At 46.0% G+C, this 23234-nt stretch carries 21 protein-coding genes; 1 reads left to right on the top strand and 20 read right to left on the bottom strand.

Annotated elements, in window-relative coordinates; all coding sequences use genetic code 11:
• Positions 1–68: 68 nt before the first annotated feature.
• The 17 genes from mreC to K401_RS0124325 form a co-directional block, all read right to left on the bottom strand.
• The gene (gene mreC / locus K401_RS0124405; RefSeq protein ID WP_024295406.1) at positions 69–989 is read right to left on the bottom strand and encodes a rod shape-determining protein MreC; all 921 of its coding nucleotides are present in this window, start codon (positions 987–989) and stop codon (positions 69–71) included.
• Entirely contained in the window at positions 990–1685 is a 696-nt protein-coding gene (radC, locus tag K401_RS0124400) for a RadC family protein (RefSeq protein WP_024295405.1), read from the bottom strand.
• A gap of 108 nt (positions 1686–1793) precedes the next feature.
• Positions 1794–2045 carry a DUF4321 domain-containing protein gene (locus tag K401_RS0124395; RefSeq protein WP_024295404.1) on the bottom strand — a complete coding sequence of 84 codons (252 nt, stop codon included), beginning with the start codon at positions 2043–2045 and terminating at the stop codon, positions 1794–1796.
• A gap of 169 nt (positions 2046–2214) precedes the next feature.
• A complete protein-coding gene (locus K401_RS0124390; RefSeq protein WP_024295403.1) occupies positions 2215–3495 on the bottom strand; it encodes a methionine gamma-lyase family protein in 1281 nt (426 codons plus the stop codon).
• A complete protein-coding gene (miaA, locus tag K401_RS0124385) occupies positions 3486–4451 on the bottom strand; it encodes a tRNA (adenosine(37)-N6)-dimethylallyltransferase MiaA (RefSeq protein ID WP_024295402.1) in 966 nt (321 codons plus the stop codon). The genes K401_RS0124390 and miaA overlap by 10 nt, the downstream gene beginning before the upstream one ends.
• Positions 4448–6436 carry a DNA mismatch repair endonuclease MutL gene (mutL, locus tag K401_RS0124380; protein ID WP_024295401.1) on the bottom strand — a complete coding sequence of 663 codons (1989 nt, stop codon included), beginning with the start codon at positions 6434–6436 and terminating at the stop codon, positions 4448–4450. Before mutL ends, miaA begins: the two co-directional genes overlap by 4 nt.
• A 120-nt stretch (positions 6437–6556) precedes the next feature.
• Complete coding sequence (gene mutS / locus K401_RS0124375) at positions 6557–9211, bottom strand: DNA mismatch repair protein MutS (RefSeq protein ID WP_024295400.1); 2655 nt, start codon at positions 9209–9211, stop codon at positions 6557–6559.
• A 33-nt stretch (positions 9212–9244) separates the two neighbouring features.
• The gene (gene miaB, locus K401_RS0124370; protein ID WP_024295399.1) at positions 9245–10690 is read right to left on the bottom strand and encodes a tRNA (N6-isopentenyl adenosine(37)-C2)-methylthiotransferase MiaB; all 1446 of its coding nucleotides are present in this window, start codon (positions 10688–10690) and stop codon (positions 9245–9247) included.
• 134 nt (positions 10691–10824) lie between these two features.
• Positions 10825–12324 carry a ribosomal protection-like ABC-F family protein gene (abc-f, locus tag K401_RS0124365; RefSeq protein ID WP_024295398.1) on the bottom strand — a complete coding sequence of 500 codons (1500 nt, stop codon included), beginning with the start codon at positions 12322–12324 and terminating at the stop codon, positions 10825–10827.
• 358 nt (positions 12325–12682) lie between these two features.
• Positions 12683–12829 carry an OmpA family protein gene (locus tag K401_RS33065; RefSeq protein WP_156882291.1) on the bottom strand — a complete coding sequence of 49 codons (147 nt, stop codon included), beginning with the start codon at positions 12827–12829 and terminating at the stop codon, positions 12683–12685.
• A gap of 6 nt (positions 12830–12835) precedes the next feature.
• On the bottom strand, positions 12836–13330 hold the full coding sequence (locus K401_RS0124355; RefSeq protein WP_242837869.1) for a PTS sugar transporter subunit IIB: 495 nt from the start codon (positions 13328–13330) through the stop codon (positions 12836–12838).
• A 14-nt stretch (positions 13331–13344) separates the two neighbouring features.
• On the bottom strand, positions 13345–14886 hold the full coding sequence (locus K401_RS0124350; protein WP_024295396.1) for a PHP domain-containing protein: 1542 nt from the start codon (positions 14884–14886) through the stop codon (positions 13345–13347).
• A gap of 12 nt (positions 14887–14898) precedes the next feature.
• On the bottom strand, positions 14899–16338 hold the full coding sequence (locus K401_RS0124345; protein WP_024295395.1) for a sulfatase-like hydrolase/transferase: 1440 nt from the start codon (positions 16336–16338) through the stop codon (positions 14899–14901).
• A gap of 44 nt (positions 16339–16382) precedes the next feature.
• Positions 16383–17219, bottom strand: coding sequence for a PTS system mannose/fructose/sorbose family transporter subunit IID (locus tag K401_RS0124340; protein WP_024295394.1), 837 nt, complete (start codon positions 17217–17219; stop codon positions 16383–16385).
• A complete protein-coding gene (locus tag K401_RS0124335; protein ID WP_024295393.1) occupies positions 17209–18015 on the bottom strand; it encodes a PTS mannose/fructose/sorbose/N-acetylgalactosamine transporter subunit IIC in 807 nt (268 codons plus the stop codon). Before K401_RS0124335 ends, K401_RS0124340 begins: the two co-directional genes overlap by 11 nt.
• Positions 18016–18033: 18 nt before the next feature.
• On the bottom strand, positions 18034–18459 hold the full coding sequence (locus K401_RS0124330; RefSeq protein WP_024295392.1) for a PTS sugar transporter subunit IIA: 426 nt from the start codon (positions 18457–18459) through the stop codon (positions 18034–18036).
• Positions 18460–18472: 13 nt separating this feature from the next.
• Positions 18473–19837, bottom strand: coding sequence for a sulfatase family protein (locus K401_RS0124325; protein ID WP_024295391.1), 1365 nt, complete (start codon positions 19835–19837; stop codon positions 18473–18475).
• Between the two features lie 434 nt (positions 19838–20271).
• Here K401_RS0124325 and K401_RS0124320 point away from each other — a divergent pair, with 434 nt between their 5' ends.
• Positions 20272–20985, top strand: a complete 714-nt coding sequence (locus K401_RS0124320; protein WP_024295390.1) for a GntR family transcriptional regulator — start codon at positions 20272–20274, stop codon at positions 20983–20985.
• 135 nt (positions 20986–21120) lie between these two features.
• Here the strand turns inward: K401_RS0124320 and K401_RS0124315 are convergent, their stop codons facing one another.
• The 3 genes from K401_RS0124315 to K401_RS0124305 form a co-directional block, all read right to left on the bottom strand.
• Positions 21121–22365 carry a glutamate-5-semialdehyde dehydrogenase gene (locus K401_RS0124315; protein ID WP_024295389.1) on the bottom strand — a complete coding sequence of 415 codons (1245 nt, stop codon included), beginning with the start codon at positions 22363–22365 and terminating at the stop codon, positions 21121–21123.
• A 118-nt stretch (positions 22366–22483) separates the two neighbouring features.
• The gene (locus K401_RS0124310) at positions 22484–23026 is read right to left on the bottom strand and encodes a 5-formyltetrahydrofolate cyclo-ligase (protein ID WP_024295388.1); all 543 of its coding nucleotides are present in this window, start codon (positions 23024–23026) and stop codon (positions 22484–22486) included.
• Complete coding sequence (locus K401_RS0124305) at positions 23004–23225, bottom strand: DUF896 domain-containing protein (protein WP_024295387.1); 222 nt, start codon at positions 23223–23225, stop codon at positions 23004–23006. The genes K401_RS0124310 and K401_RS0124305 overlap by 23 nt, the downstream gene beginning before the upstream one ends.
• Between the last annotated feature and the right edge of the window lie 9 nt (positions 23226–23234).

Raw genomic sequence — 23234 nt, 5'->3', positions numbered from 1 at the left:
GTTGCTCCTTTCATTATTATCGTCCATGCTTTTTGGACATAGAGGGACACCCGAAGGGTGTTTCGTCGTTATTGGGCAGTAGTTTCTGTTGTTTCTGCCTCAGAGGAAGCCGCATCTGGGGGGGCCGTTTCCTCTTGGGGGGAAGCTGCTTCTTCCTTCATCATGTCGGATTTCAGTTCCGTGATCACTAAGACCTCCTGGAGGCTGTCAAACTTTGCGGCAGGAATCAAATATCCCGATTTGGTAACGTTGTTGGTATCATTGGTAATTTCGGAAGCATACCCCACCAGAATGCCCGGCAGGAATACGGAACTGATGTTGGAGGTCACAATCTTATCTCCGTCTTTTAAATCGCTTTCCTTTAACACGTTGGTGATCCGCAGCCGGCCTTCCTTAAACAAGGTCAGGTCACCTGCAACGATGCAGCTGTTTCCAGACTGCATGGCCATACCGCTGACACGGCTGGAATCATCAATAATGGAGCGGACGGTGGCATAATTTGCTCCCACATCCGTGACAATGCCCACCAGGCCACCTCCGGCCACAACATTCATATCCGGGGCAATCCCATCCTTTGAGCCTTTGTCAATACGGAACACCTGAAACCAGTTGCTGGAGTCATTAGCAATAACCCTGGCTCCCACCTTATCATACTGGCTGTATTCCTGATCCAGGCTGTAAAGCTGCCGAAGCCGTTTTAGTTCGAATTCCTCCGACTGAAGCCTGGTATTCTCCGCTGTCAGCTGGGTGATGATATCCTTCATTTCTTTATTTTCTTTCATTGCATCGTGAAGCTTTGTGTAATCGATAATTTCATCATAAATGGCCGAGCCAACCGCATTGACTCCCGATTGCACCGGGATCAGGACATATCCCACCCCGGTCCGAAGGGGCGTCAGCCATTCGTCATGAATGGAGGTCAGCCCGATCAACAGGACACAAAATACCGTTAAAGCAATGAGAACATATTTGCTGCGCTTTGATTCCATCTATAAAATTCCCCGTTCCTTCAAACTGATATAGGAATTATCTCCTATGATAATGTGGTCCAACAGCCGGATGCCAACCAGATCTCCAGCTTCCTTTACCCTGCGGGTGAAACTTAAGTCTTCCTTACTGGGAGACGGATCTCCGCTTGGATGGTTATGGACCAGTACCAGGCTTACTGCATGATATTTCATAGCCTCAATGAAAATCTCCCTGGGAGAAACCGCGGAAGCATTCACCGTTCCCTGAGAGATCATGATGTCCCTTATCAGGGCTCCTTTTGTATTCAGGAGCGCAATATAAACCAGCTCCTGTTCCTTATGGCGCATATCTTCCACAAAGTAATTTACAATATCAAGGGGACTGCAAAATGATGTCCCATGGGTATTGGCGGTCCTTTTCCAGATTCGCCTGGAAAGCTCTCCCACACATAGAAGCTGGGCGCCTTTGACGGTCCCGATTCCCTTGACTGACATAAGTTCCGGCATTGAAAGATGCAAAAGCCCTAAAATACCCTCTTTGGGATAATTTAAGGCCAGTATCTTCTGTGCCAGCGCCAGGGAGTTGCTCTCCCTAGAACCTGTGCGGATGATAATGGATAAAAGTTCCGCATCGCTTAAGCCTTCCGGCCCTTCCTTTAAACACTTTTCATAGGGCCTTTCATCCGTAGGGATGTCTTTCATCGTTATTCGTTTCATATGCCTCCTGACCGTTACTCTCCAGGCACCTTAAGAAAGGACATATGTAGGACAAAGCGGACATTCCAAGTCCAATCCACTTCGTTTCTTGCTCATGAACTCAGGCGTTCAAATTAACCGATACATAATGAGGGCCGCCGCCACTCCTATGATGCCAGCCATGGTAATTTTAATATTGATGCCAAAGGTGATTACCAGAATGCCGAAATTGACCACCAGGGGAGTGTCAAATCCAAAAGCTTGTCCTGCATTCAGCCAGGACAGCCATGAAATCCCCTGAGCCAGGTTTCCGATAAAGCCTCCCAGAACCACACCGGCCAGCATAAGAAGAAGCAGTACCCAGCAGTTTTTGTATTTCATCTGCTTTGTTACCCCTTTTGGTTTTATGACAAAAATGTCCATACCTATCAAATCATTCTAACATAGTTTTCCAATTGTGTATACCGTTTTTTTACAATTTACCTCCAACGGTCGGGTGCAGAAACAAGCTTCAGCATTTGACCCGCAGCACAGAAGTAAAGATTTGTTTTTACACCTGGATCAAGCCTGCTTCCAAAAGCTTTTGCACTGACATTAGTATTCCCAATTTTGCGTGGTACCAGGTAAGACCTCCCTGAAAATAAACTGCATAAGGCGGTTTAATAGGGCCGTCCGCGCTCAGTTCAATGGAAGAACCCTGTACAAAAGCGCCGGCAGCCATGATGACAGGGGCATCATAGCCAGGCATATCCCAGGCTTCAGGAGTGACAAAGCTGTCAACAGGAGCCGCCGCCTGAATTCCCTGGCAGAATGCAATGACTCCTTCCGGCTTTCCGAAGGTGACGGCCTGTATAATGTCGTGGCGGGACTGGGAGCCGTCAGGCACCACAGAAAAGCCCAGGCTTTCATAGACATTGGCAGCAAAAACAGCTCCTTTTAAGGCTCCTGCAACTACGGTAGGAGCTAAAAATAACCCCTGAAAAAAGGACTGATTAAGGCCCAGAGTGGCCCCCACTTCCTTTCCAAGGCCAGGCGCTGTGAGCCGGTAGGAAGCCCGGTCAATGCAATCAGTCTTTCCCGCAATATAACCGCCGATAGGGGCGATTCCGCCGCCGGGATTCTTTATGAGAGAACCTACCACCATGTCTGCTCCCACGTCGGATGGCTCAATCCTTTCAACAAATTCCCCATAACAGTTGTCAACCATGCAGATGACATCCGGTTTCAGCTTCTTTATGAAGGAAATCAGCTCTCCGATCTGAGCAACGGAAAAGGTAGGACGGGTATCGTAACCCTTAGAACGCTGGATGGTGACCAGTTTTGTCTTTTCATTTACCGCTTTTTCTATGGCTTCATAGTCAAAGGTTCCATCGGTCAGAAGGTCCACCTGTCTGTATACCACGCCATATTCCTTTAAGGAGCCAACACTGTCCCTGATTCCAATCACTTCCTCCAGGGTATCGTAGGGCTTTCCAACCGGCGAGAGAAGTTCGTCACCGGGGCGGAGATTTCCGGAAAGGGCAACGGTCAGGGCATGAGTCCCGCTGATGAGATTCGGCCTTACAAGAGCGCTTTCCGTGTGGAATACGCTGGCATAAACCGCTTCCAAGGTGTCACGGCCCAGGTCATTATAGCCATAGCCAGTGGTCGCTGCAAAATGAATATCACTGACCCGGTTCTCCTGCATGGATTTGATGACCTTCATCTGATTGTATTCAGCCGTTTCATCGATTTCTTGAAACCGGTCCTTTAAAGCTTCTTCGATCTCTTTTCCCAAGCCCATCACCTGGCTGCTGATTCCCAGGCTTTCGTACATTGCATTTATTTCCATGGTTTATTATTCTCCAATCCGTACATCTCATATATATCCTGTAAAATTTTTAAAAGCACCTGATCCAGGTCATGGTTAAAATCAGGAAGGTTCAGCCATCTCACATCCCGTTCCCGCTTAAACCAGGTGATCTGGCGCTTGGCAAAATGCCTGGTATCCCGCTTCAGCACATAGACGGCCTCTTCCAGTGAGTATATTCCCTGTAAATAATCCAGGATCTCCTTATAGCCAAGGCCCTGCATGGAAACCATGTCCCTGGACAGGCCCATATCCTTTAAGTGCATTACCTCTTCCACAAGCCCCTGCTCAACCATCAGATCCACGCGCCGGTCGATCCGCTCATAGAGCAGGGCCCGGTCAGTATTCACTACATAAAAAAGAAAATCATAGGGGGACTTTTTCTGCTTTTCCCGTTTGTTGTGCTCTGAGATTTGCTCTCCGGTCTGTCGGTAATATTCAATGGCCCGGATCACCCGTTTCATATTATTCTCATGGATCTCAGCTGCGGAATCCGGGTCAATGTCCTTCAGGAGGCTGTGGAGAAAACTTACTCCCCTCTCCTGTCCCAGCTTTTCCAATTCCCTGCGAAGGGAAGTATCCCCTCCATCTTCCGTAAAATCGATGTCATAAAGAAGGGACTGGATGTAAAAACCGGTTCCGCCGGCCACAATGGGGATATGTCCGTGGGAATAAATCTCTTCCACGGCTTCCTTAGCCATTTTTTGAAAAACCGTCACATTGAATTCCTCATCAGGATCAAGGACATTGATCAGATAATGAGGAACACCTTCCATTTCCTCCTTTGTGATCTTTGCGGAGCCGATATCCATATGGCGGTATACCTGCATGGAATCAGCGCTTATAATTTCTCCTCCCACCGCCTTTGCAAGGCGGATGGACAGGGCGGTCTTTCCCACGGCTGTCGGCCCGGTTATAATAATCAGCGGTTTCATTATACGATCCTCTTAAATTTTTTCTCTAATTCATATCTGCTCATGGAAATGATCGTCGGCCTTCCGTGTGGGCAGGCATAAGGGTTTTCCAGGCTTAAAAGCTGGTCAATAAGCTCATTGGCTTCTGCTGCAGATAAGCTGTGTCCTCCTTTTACCGCTGCCTTGCAGGATAAAGAGGCAACCTTCTCATAAATGATATCAGGATTATGGGATGAGCCATCCTCTGACAATCCGTCGATCATCTCAATGAGAAGTTCTTTTTTTGCAATAGAAAATAAGTTGGCCGGAACCCCTCTGACCGCATATTCCCTGCCGCCAAAAGGCTCGATTTCAAAGCCCATATCTGTAAAATATTTTAAATGGCGTTTTAATAAAACCTCTTCATTCTGATTTAAGGTCAGAATGATAGGAGGACTTACCAGCTGGGAAATACATTCCATATCTTTAAGTGTTCCCATGGTTTTTTCATATAAAACCTTTTCATGAGCAGCATGCTGATCAATAATATATAGCTGTTCATTAAACTCCACCAGCCAGTATGTATTAAACAGCTGTCCAATGAGCTTATGTAAGGACCGGGCCTTTGGTTCCAGAAGTTTTCCGTCAAACAGATCCAATTGCTCCGGCTTTTTTTCCTGCTTTGCGGCTACCGCTTCCTGTGGACTTTCCTGTCTTACTGCCACTTCTTCCGGCGGATTTTCCTGTTTTGCCGCCGATTCTTCTGGCGGAGCTGTCAATGGCCTTTGAAAGGCCGCCTGGGCCTGGGGTTTTAACCAGTTATCCGACAGATCATCCCTTTCCTTTACAAGAGAAGGCTGGGGAGGCGTTAATCTTTTGGGGAAGAGGCCGGCTGTTTCCCTTTTTTCTTCTGTAACAGCCTGCTGCTCCATGGCCATAAGGCGGCGCTTTTCAAAAGGCTCTGGACTGGGCTCGTGTTTTTTTCCCGCAAAGCCCTGTTTTTCCTCTGCCTTTTTTTCCAGCTCCACTTCCGGGATCAGTTCCTTGTGGGCAAGAGCGCTTGCTACTGCCTGGTATACCATGTGATAGACCATTTCCCCATCCCGGAACCGAAGTTCCATTTTGGTGGGGTGGACGTTTACATCAAGCATTTCCGGCTCAATGTTGAAATGAAGCATGGTAAAGGGATATTTATGCTGCATCATAAACGGCTTGTAAGCTTCCTCAATCGCCCTGGAAATAATGCTGCTTTTAATGTATCTGCCGTTGATGAAATAGTTTTCGTAATTTCGGTTGCCTCTGGCAATCACCGGCTTTCCGATATAGCCGTTAATGGAAACCTCGGATTTTTTCACAGCGACCTGCAGAAGATTTGATGCGATTTCCCGGCCAAAGACTGTGTATACAATATCCTTTAAATTGTGGTTTCCGGAAGTGTGAAGCTTGTTCTGATTGTTCTGAATAAAGCGGATGGATACCTCTGGATGGGATAAGGCCAGCTTTTCCACCAGCTCCGCCACATGGGCGCCTTCCGTCATGGGCGTTTTTAAAAACTTCTTTCTGGCCGGAGTGTTATAAAATAAATTTCTGGCAATAAAGGTAGTCCCCTCAGGAGCTCCGATCTCTTCCAGGGACCGTTCCTGGCCTCCGTCGATCTGGTACCTGATACCGGTAAGTCCTATGCTGGTTTTGGTAATGAGCTCCACCTGGGAGACCGCAGCAATGCTCGCAAGGGCTTCTCCGCGGAACCCAAGGGAGGAAACGGTAAATAAATCCTCAACGGATTTGATCTTGCTTGTGGAATGGCGCAGAAAAGCCAGAGGGACTTCCTCTTTTTGGATTCCGCAGCCATTGTCGGTCACCCGGATAAAGGAGGTCCCCCCCTCTTTGATCTCCACGGTGACTGCAGTGGCTTTTGCGTCAATGGCGTTTTCCAAAAGCTCCTTTACAACAGAGGCCGGACGTTCTATGACTTCTCCTGCCGCTATTTTGTTGATAGTATTTTGATCCAGTACGGTTATATTCGGCATAGCACCTGCTCCTTTCCACTTATTTGCCCACGCTTTTTGGGCATAAAGGTATGCCCGCAGGGTGTTTCCACTCATTTGCCCACGCTTTTTAGGCATAAAGGTATGCCCGCAGGGTGTTACCTACTGCCAGCGGTTTTTAAGTTTTGTCTGCAAACGGTATAAGGTGTTGAGCGCATCAATGGGAGTCATGTTTCCCAGCTCCAGATCGCCCAATTCCTTGATGATATCATCGTCCTTTACGGTGTCAAAGAGGGACATCTGCTGTAAATCCACTTCATCTGGCCTGGGAACCGCCTTTCTCTGGATAATGTTGGCATTGCCCCCGGCAATTTCCCTGGCTTTGGCCGTGATGTCCGCGTCACTTAATTCTGCCAGAAGCTCCTTTGCCCTGACAATGACGGAATCCGGCACGCCGGCCAGCTTTGCAACCTGTACGCCGTAGCTTTTATCGGCCCCGCCTTTTATGATTTTTCTTAAAAATACGATGTCATCACCCTGCTCTTTTACTGCGATGCAGTAATTATTCACCCCGCCCATGGTTCCTTCCAGCTCGGTAAGTTCATGGTAATGGGTCGCAAACAAGGTTTTCGCTCCCAGGATTTTGGGATTGCTGATATGTTCCACCACGGCCCAGGCAATGCTGAGCCCGTCAAAGGTGCTGGTGCCCCGGCCGATCTCATCTAAGACGATCAGACTGTTTTTTGTGGCATTCCGAAGAATGTTGGCAACCTCGGTCATCTCCACCATAAAGGTACTCTGGCCGGAAGCCAGGTCATCGGAAGCGCCTACCCGGGTGAAGATCCGGTCGCAGATTCCGATGCTTGCCTCTTCTGCGGGAACAAAGCTTCCGATCTGAGCCATGAGGACGATCAAAGCCGTCTGGCGCATATAGGTAGACTTTCCTGCCATGTTGGGACCGGTGATGATGGAAACCCGGTTTTTACCGTTGTCCAGATATGTATCATTGGAAACAAATAAGTCATCCCGCATCATCTTTTCTACAACCGGATGGCGTCCGTTTCTAATGTCGATCAGCCCCTTTTCGTTGATCTGAGGCTTTATGTAGTTGTTCCTTGTGGCAACAGAGGATAAGGAGGTCAGGACATCGATCCCTGCGATGGCTCTGGCGGTTTTTTGAATTCGGAGAACCTGATCTGCTACCGAATCCCGGACCTCACAGAATAAGCTGTATTCCAGGGAAAACAGCTTGTCCTCAGCACCCAGGATCACATCCTCAAGCTCCTTTAACTCGTCAGTGGTGTAACGCTCTGCGTTGGCAAGGGTCTGCTTGCGGATAAAATAATCCGGTACAAGATCTTTAAAGGAATTGGTCACTTCAAAATAGTATCCGAAGACTTTATTGAATTTCACCTTCAGATTTTTGATCCCGGTTTTCTCTTTTTCCCGCAGCTCCAAATCAGCCAGCCAGTTCTTTCCTTCTGTCTTTGCGCTTCGAAGTTTGTCAGCTTCTTCATGGAAACCGTCCTTGATGATCCCGCCGTCTCTTAAGGTCACAGGCGGATCATCGATAATGGCATTATTGATCAATTCACTGACATCCTCTAAGGGATCCAGTTCTACCCACAAATCTTTCAGCATGTCGCTGGTGAATTCGTTTAAAATGTTTTTGATATGAGGGAGCATTTCCAGGGAGCTTTTAAATGCGATTAAATCTCTTGGATTGGCCGTTTTGTAGCTGATCCGGCCGATCAGGCGTTCCAGGTCATAAATGGGATTTAAATATTCGCAGATCTCCTCCCTTGATATGAAGTTCATATTCAGCTCTTCAATGGCATTCTGGCGTTTTATGATCTCTGACTTATGGATCAAAGGCTGTTCAATAAAGGTGCGCAGCATTCTTGCTCCCATGGCTGTTTTCGTCCTGTCCAGGACCCATAGAAGGCTTCCCCTCTTCTGCTTTTCCCTCAAGGTTTCCAAAAGCTCCAGATTCCGTCTGGTAGAAGTGTCAATGATCATGAACTGCCCGGTGGAATAGGGGGTAATGGTTGTTATGTGGGAAAGGCTGTTTTTCTGGGTCTCGTACATGTACTCCATAACCGCCCCGGCAGCTATGACTCCGGTGTCATAATCATCCAGTCCAAGCCCCGTAAGCGCGCCTACCTTAAAGTGTTCTTTTAGAATTTTCCGGCAGACTTCATCGGAAAAGAAATGATGATCCAGAGATGAAATGACCGCATGGTGGCGGTTCTTTATTTCCTCAATATCCACTCCTGAAACATAAAATGCTTCGTTGCAGATAATTTCAGAGGGGGTAAACTTGTTGATCTCATCCGTCAGCTCCCGCTCCGATTCTACCTCAGTCACAAGAAAATCGCCGGTGCTGATATCCGCAACTGCGATCCCAAAGGTTTCACCCACATAGACGATTCCCATGAGGTAATTGTTTTTTGTTTCGTCAAGTGCCTGGGCGCTTGTAATGGTTCCAGGTGTTACCACGCGGATGACCTCCCGCTTTACCAGCCCCTTGGCAAGCCTGGGATCCTCCATCTGCTCGGCAATGGCAACCTTATAGCCTTTCTGGACAAGACGGTTTAAATATGTATCAACGGCATGGTAAGGAACGCCGCACATAGGCGCCCGTTCCTCCAGTCCGCATTCCTTTCCGGTTAAGGTGATTTCCAGCTCTTTTGATACGGTGACTGCATCTTCAAAAAACATTTCATAAAAGTCCCCCAGTCTGTAAAACAGGACACAGTCCGGGTATTCCTTTTTTGTTTCCATGTAATGGGCCATCATTGGTGACAATCCAGCCATGCTCTTTTACTTCCTCTTTTCTTTCTCTTCTGTTTATGGTCTTAAGGTTCCCATGTAGTAAAATCCTCTGGATTCATCCAGATATACGTCCACGATTTTTCCAATAAGTGAGGAATCTCCTTTAAAATGAACGGTAGTATTATTGCCCATGCGGCCGGTTAAAAGACCTTCCTCGTGATCATTTTTATCTTCAACCAGCACCTTCTGAACGGTGTGCTCATCTTTTCCGCAGACTTCGGAGGATATCTTCTGAACTTCAGCAAGCAGACGGTCAAAACGTTTCTTCACCAGTTCTTCCGGTACCTCCTCCATCTTTGCTGCCGGTGTTCCCGTACGCTTGGAATAAATAAAGGTAAAGGCACTGTCAAAGCGTACCTTTTTCACCACTTCAAGGGTTTCGTTAAAATCTTCTTCCGTCTCTCCGGGGAAGCCTACGATGATATCTGTGGTCAGAGAAATATCCGGCATGGCTGTCCGGATTTTTTCTACAAGCTCCAGATACTGTTCCTTGGTGTATTTCCGGTTCATGACCTTTAAAATCCGGCTGCTGCCTGACTGAAGAGGCAGGTGAAGATGATTGCACACCTTTTTTGAGTTTTTCATGGCTTCGATCAGATCGTCTGACAAATCCTTTGGATGAGAAGTCATAAAGCGAATCCGCTCCAGGCCTTCCACCTGGTCGATCTGGGTCAGAAGTTCTGCAAAGGTTACGGGTGTTTCCAGGTTTTTTCCATATGAGTTGACATTCTGCCCTAAAAGCATGATCTCCACAACGCCGTCATCTGCAAGCTGCTTTACCTCCTCTAAAATGTCTTTGGGGCTGCGGCTCCGCTCTTTGCCCCGCACATAAGGCACGATGCAGTAGCTGCAGAAATTGTTGCAGCCAAACATAATATTAACGCCGGACTTAAAGGGGTACTTCCGGTCCGTTGGGAGATCTTCCACGATCCGGTCCGTTCCTTCCCAGATGTCTACAACCATCCTTTTTTCTTCCAGGCGTTCATACATAAGCTCTGCCAGTTTAAAAATATTGTGAGTGCCGAAAATAATATCCACAAACCGGTAGCTCTTTTTAATCTTGGCAACTACTTTTTCTTCCTGCATCATACAGCCGCAAAGAGCGATCATCATATGAGGATTTTTCTTTTTTAAGCTGTTTAAATATCCAAGACGCCCGTAAACTCTGTCATTGGCATTTTCTCTGACCGTACAGGTATTATATAGAACAAAGTCCGCCTCTTCCGTATCGGTTTCCACAAAACCGATTGCTTCTAAAATTCCCTGAAGCTTTTCAGAATCTCTGGAATTCATCTGGCATCCGAAGGTGGCGATGTGAAAGGTAAATTGTTCTTTCCCTGATGATTTCTTTAATTGATCCAGAATATCCCGGTAACGCTCTATAAAATAGTACTGTCTTGCAGGTTCTTCCTTTGGTGCCTGGCTGAGGGCTTCCTCATAAGTCATATTTATAAAATCCATTTGCATAACCTCTTAATTTTTATTCGGTTTTCCCATTATATCATAAATACCTTTTATTGCAAATAACAAAATCGGCTTTTCCAATGGAATACCCCTTTAGATGAACGGTAATATAGAAAAGAGCAGCAGCCAATTTATAACTCCACCACCCCGGTGGCCACCTTACGGGTAAACGCATCGTCATGCTCTACAAGCAGCATAGTCGGCTGGAACTTAAGGATCAGATCCTCGATCTGAATCCTGGAATACACATCAATGAAATTAAGAGGTTCATCCCAAACATACAGATGGGCCTGCTCACAGAGGCTGCGGGCAATAAGAACCTTTTTCTTCTGTCCTTCGCTGTAGGATTCCATCGGCTTCTCCAATTGCTCCCTGGAAAAGTCCAGCTTGCGGAGAAGCGCCTTAAACAGGGAATCTTCAATACCGCTTTCCCGGGAATATTCCGTCAGACTCCCTTGTAAAAATGAAGTATCCTGGGATACATAGGATATCCTAAGACCGCTGGCTATTTCCTTATCCCCCTCATAGGAGATGCTCTCGCCTGTAACGGCTTCACCTAGGACCAGCTTCAGTATACTGGATTTTCCGCAGCCGTTTCGCCCCTGTAAGGATATCCTCTGTCCCTGTTCCAGAGTAAAACTGACAGGTTCACAAACAGGCACCTCATAGTATGGAACCACATTTTTTAAGGTGAGAATTCTTGACGAGCGGTATTTTAAAGGATAAAGCTTAAGGCTCTCCCCTTCTTCAATGTTTTTAAGCAGGTCTTTTTTATCATCAATGGCACGGTCCTGTCTGCGTTCCAGATTCTTTCTCCGCATCTGCATCCGTCTGGACTTTTCTCCAACATAAGCCCGCGTACCAATGGATTTTTCGTGTATCATGGACTTTTTTCCGATTTTTGTTGATTCTACCTGGTCCGCCCATTCCCCGGATTGCCTTGCGGCCGCCTCCAGATGCCTGATGTCCTTTTTTAAACGTTCATTTTCAGATCGTTCATACTGATCCTGCATCTGCTTATTCTCATACCAGGAAGAGAAATTGCCCTTCTGGATCTCAATGTTGGTTTTGTTTATGGACAAGATATGGTCCACGGATGCATCCAGGAAGTTCCGGTCATGGGACACCAGGATAAATCCCTTTTTACTGTTTAAATACTGGCTTACCAGTTCTCTGGCTTCCCGGTCCAGATGATTGGTGGGCTCATCAATCAGCAGAAAGCGGCCTTCTCTTAAGAACAGGGCTGCTAAGAGGACCTTGGTCCTCTCCCCGTTTGAAAGCGTGTAAAAGGGACGGTATAGCACATCCTCAGAAACCTTCAGTTTGGACAGCTCTCTTTTAAGCTCCCAGAAAGGATACTCTCCAAGAAGGGAATCCAGAATTTCTAAAGTATTCATCTCCTCATCCGGTACAGGAAATGGGAAATAATCAAACAGGACATTGGAAATAATGGTTCCTGTGTATTTGTAACGGTTCATCAGAAGATTTAAAAATGTGGTCTTTCCTCTTCCGTTTCTTCCTGTGAATCCCAGCTTCCAATCCGTATCAATCTGAAAGGAAACGTGCTCGAACACGGGATCCGGGCTTCCATCGTAGGTAAATGACAAATCAGTGACCTGTATTAATGACATAGATATTCCTCCATTCAGGCAGGAAATAAAATTTCCGCACAAAAAAACGACTGCAAGAATCTTTTTCTCACAGCCGTCCGCATCAAAATAAGCCCTTTGGGCAAACCTTCCGCTCTTTCCATGTCTCATTATGACAGGAAAAGGTATGAGAATGAAATAATATTCTTGCAAAAACAGGCATGACAAAAAAAGACAATGTCCTTTCCCTCTTATCATGCAGTTACTTCAGCAAGAATTATTAATTCATCCTTTCACCTCATTTCGTTTAATATGCCCGTAGTCTATCATAAATATATGGAATTGTCAAATAATACTTAAAGAAAAACATAAGATTAATCATAGTATGCACGAATTCTTCCTAATTAGCCCGTCCCGTAATGGTAATTTCTACCCGGCGATTTTTGGCTCTCCCATCTTCCGTATCGTTGGAAGCAATGGGATTATAATGAGAATTTCCCTCAATGGACAGCTGCCACCGCATCTCCCAGATTGTGCCCGGTGACATGATTTTTCAAAGCCTGGTATGCTCATTGATCAATTTGATAAAATCCAGCGCATCATCAGCGGGAACCATCTGGGCCGTAATAATTACTCCCTGTTTTGACAGATAAAGAAAATCTGCAATATCTTCTTCTGATACACTGACGGCCTTTTTCAGCATTCTGGTATTCTGCTTTCCTCCCATATTTCCTACATTCACTTGATCCATGTGGAAGCCAGCATCGTAAAGCCTGCGCATGGTTTTGGGGCTTTTGGCGACCAGAAAGACCCTTTCCTCCTGGTATTTTCCGGCACACAGATTGGCTGCTGCCTTTTCTACCGTAAGAATTGACAGCTTACACTGCTTCGGGCAGGCCAGCTTAAGAGCCTCCTTATTGATTGTATCCTTTACAACCTGATCATCTACCACCATGATCCTGGTTGCTCCTGTAACCTGGCTCCAGACAGTTGCTACCTGTCCGTGAATCAGACGGTCATCAATCCGGACATTTACAATCTCCATCATCAAATAGTCCCCTTTCATTTATCTTTTACGGATATAAATACAGGTGAGGTCCAGGCCGCATCTCCATTTTTCTGCCAGATACGAAGCCGTAAGTTTCCGCTTTGTTCCATCCGGATCCTTCTTTTTCCGGTAACCTTATAAGAGTTTTCGGGATACGCCTTGCCTACGCGGATTTTATAGGCATTATGCCACCATGGATCATCCCGGTAATGAGTGATCTCTCCCCAATGTTCCTTTGTAAGGCTGTTCACTTCATCCCAAAGAGCCATGACCTGGGAGCTGTTAAGCATTTTCCTCACAGGAAGGAGATATTCCTTTCCATTGATGAGCAGGCGCAGAACGCTGTCCACATCCGCTTCCACCTCAAAGATAAAACCCTCTGCCACCGTCTTCTCCGCGCCCATCCATTTACCGGAAGCCGGAGACTGGTATGTGGTCATGGTAAAGCTGCAGCTCTTGTCATCATGGTGATAAATATCCTGGCCATAGTGATTCCAGCACGGTTCAACGGAAAGCAGCTTTCCATCCGTCTCCAGACGTCCTTCCCAGTCTTTTATAAGGTGGTCACGGTAAACCCTGGTATCCGGTCCCCAGCCAAGCTCCAGACGGAATTTAAACCGGATCCGTCCAGCCTGCTTCTCCCGTTCCCATGTACCTGAATGCACAACCATTTCCTCTAAGATATTATCTCTTAAAATTTCCACCCTGTCTACTGCTCCGGTACCTTTTATGTAAAATTCTAAATCCACTTGGCTGTCTGTTTCAATTTCAGAGCCCATTGGTGCTGAATTCACATAATAGTCCACTTCAATCCTGCTTCGGGATACCCCATAGGTTCTTCGTTTTCTTAAGCCTTCCCATATGGACTCCTTTGAACAGTCCTCTGCAAGCACACACATGCTTCCATTTTCAAACACGCCGGGAATGCTGTGGTTATCACCTGCTGCGATGGCGCCGATTTTATACCCTCGTTCAAGGCCATTTTCATAGGTCGTCTCTCCTGTCCGCGGCCCCATGTGAATGTGTCGGTCCATGGACAGAGGCCCATCGTCATTTTCACTGGAACCGTGGCTGGAATAAATTTCTGCAAAAGGAGAAAATATTTCATTGTGAGTATCCCAGTTTTTGCCTCTGGAACCTGGCTGATATGCCAGATGATGAGGAATTCCAATGACCTCCTGGCCCTCATAGGCTGCCACAAGTTCCTGGTACCGCATGGGATGCTCCTGTTTCCCGTCATTGTGGAGGAAAAACACATTATGATCTCCATCCAGTCCGGCACCCTGCCATTCATAACCCATAAACATGGGAAATCCCTGTCTGCTGGCTTCTTCGGTAAAGCTTCTTAACAACTCCCAGTCCCTGGCAATGATTTCATCGTCGTATCGGTCTTCAACCGACAGTCCTGACGGTGTGGGACGCATGTAAAACGGGTAATAAGCCACCGGCCAGAAATCCATCTGCTTTTTTATATGCTCATACCACACCGGGAGCTCTTTCATCTGCTCATGATGAATATTACTGTGCATGTCTGTCCAAAACTTTTTGTAATTCATGGAATCCTCCCATTACTCTCTTGGATTTATGAGTGTGTTACTATCAATTTTCATGGTTGCCCATTCTTCCGGTTTTTTCGCCGCTCCCCATGCTTTCAGCCGTCTATGCCCGTATCTGGTCTCCCGTTCCCGGTCAGACAAATCCCTGATCTCATTTTTTCTTAAGAAGCCGTTGTCTTCTGCCTCTTTCATAAGCTCTTTCAGCAAGCCTTCTCTGGTCATTGACAGATCATGCTCTTCATCGGGATCTTCCTGTAAATCATAAAGACCAATGGTTTTATATCCTGACTTAACTATTTTGTATTGTCCAAGAACCACCGTTTCTATAAGCAGCGGGTTGTCATCACTTCCCACCATCTGCTGAATTCTTACAGGTCCGTTTTTATTGCTTCGGAAACCACTGAAATCAAGCCGCTTTCCCTGATGCCAGGAATAATCTTCATTTCTTCCTGCCTCTTCCAAAAGTGTGCGGGATACATCTAAAAGACTTACCGGCATTTTTGTTATACCCGGAGATATCCCTGTGCCTGCTGCCAGCAGCGGGACACGAACCGCAGCTTCATACATGGTCTGTTTTCCAAACAGTTTTCGTTTTCCAAGCTGCTCACCGTGATCGGAGGTGTAGAAGAATAAATATTCCCTTCCGTTTTCAACAGACCGGATTTTATGATAAAGCTCCCCTACATACCGGTCTAACTGTTCTACCAGACCGCAATAAGCGGCCTTGCAGTTTCTCATATGCTCTGGTTCACATTCCTGCAGAAATTCACTATAAACAGGAAGAGAAGGAAGCCTTGCCTCCTTTTCACACTCCTCTGCAGAAAAGCGGCTTTGGTACTTTCTGTAATCCTTATCTGCACAGGTAAAGGGAAAATGAGGGCCATAGAATCCAATCACCAGAAACAGCGGTTTTCTATTTTCCTTTTTCCTTCCCCAATTCTCAAGAAAATCCATGGCCGACTGAAATACCATCTCGTCATAAAGCATAACCGGGGAAATTCCCCCTCCAACCCCATTGAGGCAGTTTTTCCGGTTGGTAGTTCCGGCATACACGCCAAAATCCAGGCGTTTTTTTCCACCGGTTCCCCAGAACTGAGAGGTAATATCTCCGCAATACCGTTCATCAAATCCGTGCTTCTGGTCTTCTCCTTTAAAATGCATCCGGCCGGCCAGAACAGTCTGGTATCCCAGGCGTCCCATTTCATGGGCAATGGTAGGTACATCACCGCCAAGCGCGGCATCATTATTAAAAATGCCAAGCTGTGACGGTAATTTTCCGGTTAGAAATGACATGCGCGAAGGGACACAAAGGGGTGAATTGCAATAGCAGCGCTCAAACAGCAGACCTTCCTCTGCGACCTTTTTAAGCCCCGGCGTTTCAATCCGTTCATCCGCAAATCCCGTGTAATCCCAGCCGTGCTGGTCTGACATAATTAAAACCATATCTTTCATAAGAGAATCTCCTCAGAGTCAGGCATTTTCCGGTTATCCTGCATTTACATAATTTTCAAAAACACCATAACAGCCGCAAACCCGGTGATACCGAGAATGATTTTTGTTGCGGACCACTTCTTTTTATCCATCAGATACCACACTGCCAGCGTAAGCAATAGGGGGAGTATTCCTGGCATGATTTTATCAAAAATCTGTTCCTGTAAAGAAAGAGACATTTCACCGCTTACAAACTGGTAAATTACATTTGCTTTTACAGTGGTTGCAGCGACTCCGCCTATTACGATCAGCCCCATCATGGTGAGTCCGGTCGTGATTTTATCCGCAAGCGTTCGGTTGGTAAAAAATAAGTTTGCCGCACCGATACCCATATTATATCCCTTATGAAACAAATACCACTGCATGCCTACCACGGTGGTAAGCCATACTGCGCAAAAGAACAGAGGGCCAACGGGATTTCCGTCGCTGATGCACATGCTCATGGCAATACTTAAAAGAATCGGGCTGTAGGTGCCGATTAACATAGAATCTCCGATTCCGGCAAAGGGTCCCATAAGCGCATTTTTGGTATTTACAATCAGCTCTTCACTGACATCTTCTCCCATGGCACGGGCTTCCTCCATGGCAATGGTAATGCCGGGGATCAGGGCGCCCAGCTGAGGCTCTGTGTTGAAAAACTGCATATGGCGCTGAAGGGACCGTTTGTATTCACCAGAATCGTTTTTATAGAGTATCTTTAAAATCGGTTCCAGCACATGACAAAAAGCAAGTCCCATCATACGTTCAAAATTCTGGGTTGCCTGTATAAAGAAAATATAAGACCAGGCAGCCTTGTTAATATCCTTTTTAGTGAGCAATGAATTTTCTCTTTTATTCTTCATAACAGTCATCCTCCTCTGTGCTATGTACCGGTGCCGGTACGGCCGTTTGCGTTCCACCCTGGGCCATAACAAAGATAAATGCAATTGCAGTTGCAAACACAGCCAGTGCAGTTACAGACATACTGGTAGAGCCGATCAGAATCCAGCCCATGAGAAACAATACAAGCATCCATTTCCTGGAAAGGGACTGCTTAAGCAGCATGGCGAATCCAATGGCAGGCAGCATCTTGCCGGCTACCTCAAAAAAGTGCAGGAGCCCCTGAGGCATACTGCTGATCAAAAATTCTGCCAGCGGCGTGCCAAGGTAACAGATCAGCATGGCGGAACCTGCCCGGAGAATGAAGCTTGGAACGGCTGCCAGATAAGTGGCACGGTGAATTCCGGCCCCATCTCCCTTTTCTGCAGCCCGGTCTCCCATATGAGGGAAATATGCATTGATTGTCATGATAAAGTTAAAAAGCCCAAGTCCCAGCATGCTGAGAGGAACAGATAACGCCACTGCCTGTTCTCCGGTACCTCCGGCTGCCAGTGCCAGCGGAATACCGATATAGGCTGCCCAGTTCACATCCGCGGGCATAGCGCCTCCGGGCGTGATCTGTCCGATGAAGAGTGCCTGAACCATGGCACCTGCAATGACACCGCCTCTTACATCACCTAAGATCAAACCAACAATCAAACCGGCTACAAGAGGACGTCCGATCATATTCCAGCCTCCTGTCACCCCAAAAAACCACGGCGTACGTTTGCTGCCCAAATAGGCAAATATCCCAATCAGTAAAGCCTGTAAAAAAGTCATACCTTTTTCCTCCATTTATTATTCTTCGTAATCCCCTTCTGCTAAAGCAGATTCTTCAAACTGTACCATTGCATTTTTCCCGGCATTCAAGCTCTTTTCGGCAATTTCAGAAGAACTGTCCATGGAAGGTCTTGACATATACCCTTCCAGTACGGACGGCAGATTTGCTCCGCCGATTACCGATATTTTTTCAGGTTGTTCCATTTTCATACGGACTGAGACATTAAAGGGGGATCCTCCTGTTAAATCCGTATAAATCAAAATCCCGGTGCATTGGGTAAGCCGCCCGGCAGCCGCAGTTAATTTTTCGGCAAGAATATCCAAAGAATCTTCCTGCAGAAAATCCACTGCTTCGTAATACATAAGCTCTCCGGCCAGCAGCTTTAGTCCGCTTGTGATTCCTGTGGCAAAGCTTCCATGACCGGTTACTATCATACCTACCATTTTTACCTCCTTTTCAATTTCCAAAACTGATATAGTCTTCTGGATTTTTTGAACTTGCAGCCTTACACTCCTTTCTGTTTATTTTCCATTCTGGTTTTATATTAATTTCACCTTTTAGAATCGGATCCCCTGTCTTTTCCTGATAAACCAGTAATCTCCCGCTCATTTCTTTCAAAACGGAAGCGTATTCCCGGTTATATACCAGATTATTGCGTTCTCCCGGATCATAGAGGAGATCGTAAAGCGCTTCTTCAAACTTTGTCTGGTTTTCCAGATCCTGCTTTAAAAAATAATCTTTTGTCAAAGATTCATCAATGTTGGACTGGTTAATTTTCAAATAGGATGTATCGTAATAGCGGATATATTTATAGCGCTTCGTGCGTACACAGCGGACAGGCTCATAGGATGTATGGAAGTTGATTTCAGCGAAAATGTCGGACCTGATTTCCTCCTTTTCTCCTGTCAGCAGAGGAACCATTGACCTTCCTTCCAGATATTCCGGTTTCTCCAGTTCAAGGAGTTCACAAAGAGTAGGAAAAACATCCACATGGGAGACAAGACTGTCTGTTACGGTCCCATTCCCAAAGGCTCCCGGTGAACGAAGCATTAAATTCACACCGATCCCACTATCAAACAGCGTACATTTTGAAAAAGGATTTGGCAGGCCGTGATCTGTTGTAAATAGTATAATGGTATTTTCCCACAATCCCTCTTCTTTCAGGCAGGAAATCACCTGGCCAAAACAGGCATCCGCGCATTTCACACTCATCAGATAACCTGCAAAATCTTTCCGGGTATCCCCGGTATCGGGAATCGGATAAGGAGGAAGGGCATATTCAGGGTCGATATCTTCATCAATTTTATCAGGAAACCGCCGATGAGTTGCATACATTCCATAAGAAAGGAAAAAGGGTTGTTCCTTGTCATAATTCTTCATCCACCGGCAGACCTCACGTGCATTTTCCTTATCCCAGTCCACCAGCTCTTCCTGAGCATATCCGGAATTATCTGTGGTCAGCTCTTCCTGATAGCCGATCTCGGCAGCCCCCTGTTTCCTGTCCAGGTACCAGCCCGCTTCATGCTGGATTCCGCAAAGAACGGTATGGTAACCATTGTGATTTAAATACTGAACCATATGTCTGCTGTAATCCATGACAAAGCCTCTTTGAGCCAGACCTAACATGCCATTTTGATGCGGGTATGTACTTGTCAGCATTGCTGCCCGGCTGGGCGAGCAAGTCGGGCCCGCACAATACGCATTCCGGAACACCGCTGCAGACCTGGAAAAGGATTCTATATTTGGTGTGGGAACTTTATAACCATAGGGACTTAATACCCGTCCGGAATCATGAGTATGAATATACAATACATTTTTCACTAATTGTACCTCCTGCTGGTTAAGCGAGGGGATATTCACAATCCACTTCGCTGTATGCTCACAGTGTGCCCCGCTTTACCGGGCATAACCGAATAACAGCTATCGCTGCTTGCCAGGTAGCGCTTTTATTCCACCTGACTGGGGCTAATTCCCACCAACCATTTAATATTTTTCATATTTGAAGGGTTGGACTTACTTGATTCGGTTAAAATGTATTTATCACTATGCAATATGTATTATCATTGTCATGAACAATATACTATAATTGTATTATAATGTCAATACATTTTGTTTAATTTGTGTTGTCATAGAGTTGCTGAAATATCCAATCATATGATTAGCACTTCTCATAATGATTTAAAAATGTATTGTCATTTGCTTCAAAGTATAATACAATTAAAGAACTGGTTTGATAAGAAAATGAGGTGATGATTATGGCAGAGAAAAGAATTGCCCAATATAAACAGATTGAAAATGACCTGCTTCAAAAAATAAATTTAGGTTATTATAAAAAAGATGATCTGATTCCCACAGAGCTGGAGCTTTCCAACACCTATCATGTATCAAGGGTGACCGTTCGAAAAGCAACAGATAATCTGGTAGCAAAGGGACTGCTCACTAGAGTTGCCGGAGTGGGAACATTTGTGTGCCACCCTTCCGTTACATTAAACCCCAGCTCCATTCAGGGATTTTCAGAGGTGATGCATGAACAGGGAATTTCCGTCCGGACAGATGTTCCCACCTTTATGATCCAGAAAGCGCCTTCCAATATCGCTTCCATCTTAAAGATCGAAACAGGAGAACCCATTTATTTCATTGAAAGAATCCGGTATGCAAATGATGAAATATTTCAGTTTGAAACAACCTATATGTCCAGCCGCTTATATCCCGATATCTCCATGCAGGTGCTGCAGCAGTCCAAATATCAGTATTTTGAACAGGTGAAGGGAATGAAAATTGCATACAGCGACCATACCGTAACCCCCATTCATCCTTCAAAAAATATCGCTGAAATGTTTGGGATATCTTTGGACACTCCCATTTTGAGAGTTGCCAACACCACATATCTGACCAATAATCAGATCATGGATTATACAGAATTAACACTTAACTCACCTAAATATCAGTTGACCTACGTCAAAAGCTGATTTTCAAAAAACACTCCATAGAAGGGTTAAAGCAATAAAAACGGCTGCAAGAAATTTCTTTCTTACAGCCATTTTTATTTAGAGACAGCAATCTCCGTGAAATGCTTCTCTATGTTATAAGGGCAAACATGCAGGCTATGGACGTACCTGACCGTCACCATATATGATATATTTGGTTGTTGTCAGTTCCTTAAGACCCATGGGGCCTCTAGCATGGAGCTTTTGAGTACTGATGCCGATTTCCGCACCAAAGCCAAATTCAAATCCGTCAGTAAATCGGGTGGATGCATTGACATAAACGGCTGCCGCATCAATTTCATTTAAAAACTTCTGGGCATTACTATAGTCTGACGTAATGATGGATTCAGAATGTTTGGTGTTATAGCGGTTAATGTGAGAAATAGCCTCTTCCGCAGAACCAACAATCTTTAAGGACAGGATATAGTCTAAGTATTCACGGCCCCAATCGTCTTCTGTTGCCGGTACAAAGCCTTCTGCCATGGCACAGGCCTCCTCATCTCCTCGGATCTCAACGGATTTTAAAGAAAGCCTTTCTTTCAATAAAGGCAAAAACTGAGGCGCTATGTCTCTGTGAATGACAAGGGACTCACAGGCATTGCACACGCCGATCCTCTGTGTTTTTGCGTTGAAAATAATATCCAGGGCCATATCAAAATCAGCAGATTTGTCGACAAAAATGTGACAATTCCCGGTTCCTGTTTCAATGACCGGAATAGTGCTGTTATCCACAACGGTTTTTATTAATCCTGCGCCTCCTCTTGGAATCAGCACATCCACATATTCCCTGAGCCGCATGAATTCCTTTGTCACTTCCCTGTCTGTGTCAGTAATGAGCTGTATGGCATCTTCCGGAAGACCTGCATTCCTAAGGCCGGTCCGAAGCCATTTTACAATGGCCTTATTGGATTCCAGGGCATCACTTCCGCCCTTTAAGATCACGGCATTTCCCGCTTTAAAGCATAGTCCAAAGGCATCAGCGGTCACATTAGGCCTGGCCTCGTATATAATGCCTACAACGCCCAAAGGAACCCGCTTCTGGCCGATGGTAAGGCCATTGGGGCGTACTTTCATGGAAAGCACCTCTCCCACCGGGTCATCCAGTGCGGCCACGGACAAAAGTCCGTCAGCCATGGCTTCTACTCTCGCAGGAGTCAGTTCCAGACGGTCAATCAGTCCGGCGCTCATCCCGGAAGCAGCTGCCTTAATGACGTCCTCCTGATTTGCGGTGAGGATTTCAACTTCTCCTTCCAGCAGAGCAGCCGCCGCTGCCTTTAAGCCTTCATTCTTTTTTGCCGAACCAAGAATCCCTATGATTCCGGCTGTTTCTTTTGCTGTCTTTCCCATCTCAGTAATCGTCATAAAAGCCTCCTCCAATCCTTTCCTTATTATTGTCCATGAACTTTGGGCATAAAGGTATACCCGCAGGGTGTTTCCTTATTATTGTCCATGAACTTTGGGCAGGATATTTCCTTAATCCTTAAGGAGTGATAATCCGGTCCACACGTTTGTCATGAGGTTCCGTCGGAATATGGTCAAAGATCTGAAAGCCGTAGGCTATGGCAATGCGGGGATGATCTGGTTCCCTCTCAAAAAAACGGTCATAATATCCGCCTCCATAACCGATCCGGTTTCCGTACCTGTCAAAAGCAATTCCGGGAACAATAACAGGAGCTTGCGGGTCATGAACTCTTAAACAGGATGACTTTGGTTCCATAATTCCCATGACGCCTTCCTCCAGATCGGTTTTTCCGGAAATGGAATAAAATTCCAGGTCTCTTCCAACGACCTTTGGCACAGCTACGCATTTTCCCTGCTTTAATAAACTCTCCATGAACCTCCAGGTCCCCGCTTCCCGGCGAAAGGATACATAGCAGTAAACACAAAAAGCCCTGAGGATATCATCAATGCTTAAAAGCTGCCGGCAGATGGAATCATTCCAAACGCACTCGGCTGTTGTCTCCAAAGCCATACGCTGCTCTTTTACGAATATCCTGATATCATTCTTCGCCGACTTTTCCATATTTTTTACCCAGATCCGTTATGGTACCGTCTTTCTCCTCAATGGAAATATTGTTTAAATTTCCCCGTAAACTATTGCGGATGGCTTCAATATACTCCCTCCGCAAAGCAGCCTGCTCTGCAGCCTCTTTTTCTGTTAATCCTACTGACTTTGATTTATGATAAAGTGTATTGATCCGGTCGATTTTTTCCTGATTCATAAGTTCTCC

The sequence above is a fragment of the Lacrimispora indolis DSM 755 genome, from assembly GCF_000526995.1.
GTDB lineage: Bacteria > Bacillota > Clostridia > Lachnospirales > Lachnospiraceae > Lacrimispora > Lacrimispora indolis.
The sequence above is the reverse complement of the archived record's forward strand: the minus strand, read 5'-3'. Positions and strand labels throughout refer to the sequence as shown.

What these genes read in the sequence shown, in the direction of transcription:
- K401_RS0124345 (WP_024295395.1), bottom strand. Translation starts at nt 16,338, where the DNA reads ATGAAAGATATGGTTTTAATTATGTCAGACCAGCACGGCTGGGATTAC.
- abc-f (WP_024295398.1), bottom strand. Translation starts at nt 12,324, where the DNA reads ATGTCATTAATACAGGTCACTGATTTGTCATTTACCTACGATGGAAGC.
- K401_RS0124335 (WP_024295393.1), bottom strand. Translation starts at nt 18,015, where the DNA reads ATGACTTTTTTACAGGCTTTACTGATTGGGATATTTGCCTATTTGGGC.
- miaB (WP_024295399.1), bottom strand. Translation starts at nt 10,690, where the DNA reads ATGGATTTTATAAATATGACTTATGAGGAAGCCCTCAGCCAGGCACCA.
- K401_RS0124340 (WP_024295394.1), bottom strand. Translation starts at nt 17,219, where the DNA reads ATGAAGAATAAAAGAGAAAATTCATTGCTCACTAAAAAGGATATTAAC.
- mutL (WP_024295401.1), bottom strand. Translation starts at nt 6,436, where the DNA reads ATGCCGAATATAACCGTACTGGATCAAAATACTATCAACAAAATAGCG.
- K401_RS0124390 (WP_024295403.1), bottom strand. Translation starts at nt 3,495, where the DNA reads ATGGAAATAAATGCAATGTACGAAAGCCTGGGAATCAGCAGCCAGGTG.
- K401_RS0124320 (WP_024295390.1), top strand. Translation starts at nt 20,272, where the DNA reads ATGGCAGAGAAAAGAATTGCCCAATATAAACAGATTGAAAATGACCTG.
- K401_RS0124330 (WP_024295392.1), bottom strand. Translation starts at nt 18,459, where the DNA reads ATGGTAGGTATGATAGTAACCGGTCATGGAAGCTTTGCCACAGGAATC.
- mreC (WP_024295406.1), bottom strand. Translation starts at nt 989, where the DNA reads ATGGAATCAAAGCGCAGCAAATATGTTCTCATTGCTTTAACGGTATTT.
- mutS (WP_024295400.1), bottom strand. Translation starts at nt 9,211, where the DNA reads ATGGCTGGATTGTCACCAATGATGGCCCATTACATGGAAACAAAAAAG.
- K401_RS0124310 (WP_024295388.1), bottom strand. Translation starts at nt 23,026, where the DNA reads ATGGAAAAGTCGGCGAAGAATGATATCAGGATATTCGTAAAAGAGCAG.
- K401_RS0124305 (WP_024295387.1), bottom strand. Translation starts at nt 23,225, where the DNA reads ATGAATCAGGAAAAAATCGACCGGATCAATACACTTTATCATAAATCA.
- K401_RS33065 (WP_156882291.1), bottom strand. Translation starts at nt 12,829, where the DNA reads ATGTCACCGGGCACAATCTGGGAGATGCGGTGGCAGCTGTCCATTGAG.
- K401_RS0124315 (WP_024295389.1), bottom strand. Translation starts at nt 22,365, where the DNA reads ATGACGATTACTGAGATGGGAAAGACAGCAAAAGAAACAGCCGGAATC.
- K401_RS0124395 (WP_024295404.1), bottom strand. Translation starts at nt 2,045, where the DNA reads ATGAAATACAAAAACTGCTGGGTACTGCTTCTTCTTATGCTGGCCGGT.
- K401_RS0124350 (WP_024295396.1), bottom strand. Translation starts at nt 14,886, where the DNA reads ATGAATTACAAAAAGTTTTGGACAGACATGCACAGTAATATTCATCAT.
- radC (WP_024295405.1), bottom strand. Translation starts at nt 1,685, where the DNA reads ATGAAACGAATAACGATGAAAGACATCCCTACGGATGAAAGGCCCTAT.
- K401_RS0124355 (WP_242837869.1), bottom strand. Translation starts at nt 13,330, where the DNA reads ATGATGGAGATTGTAAATGTCCGGATTGATGACCGTCTGATTCACGGA.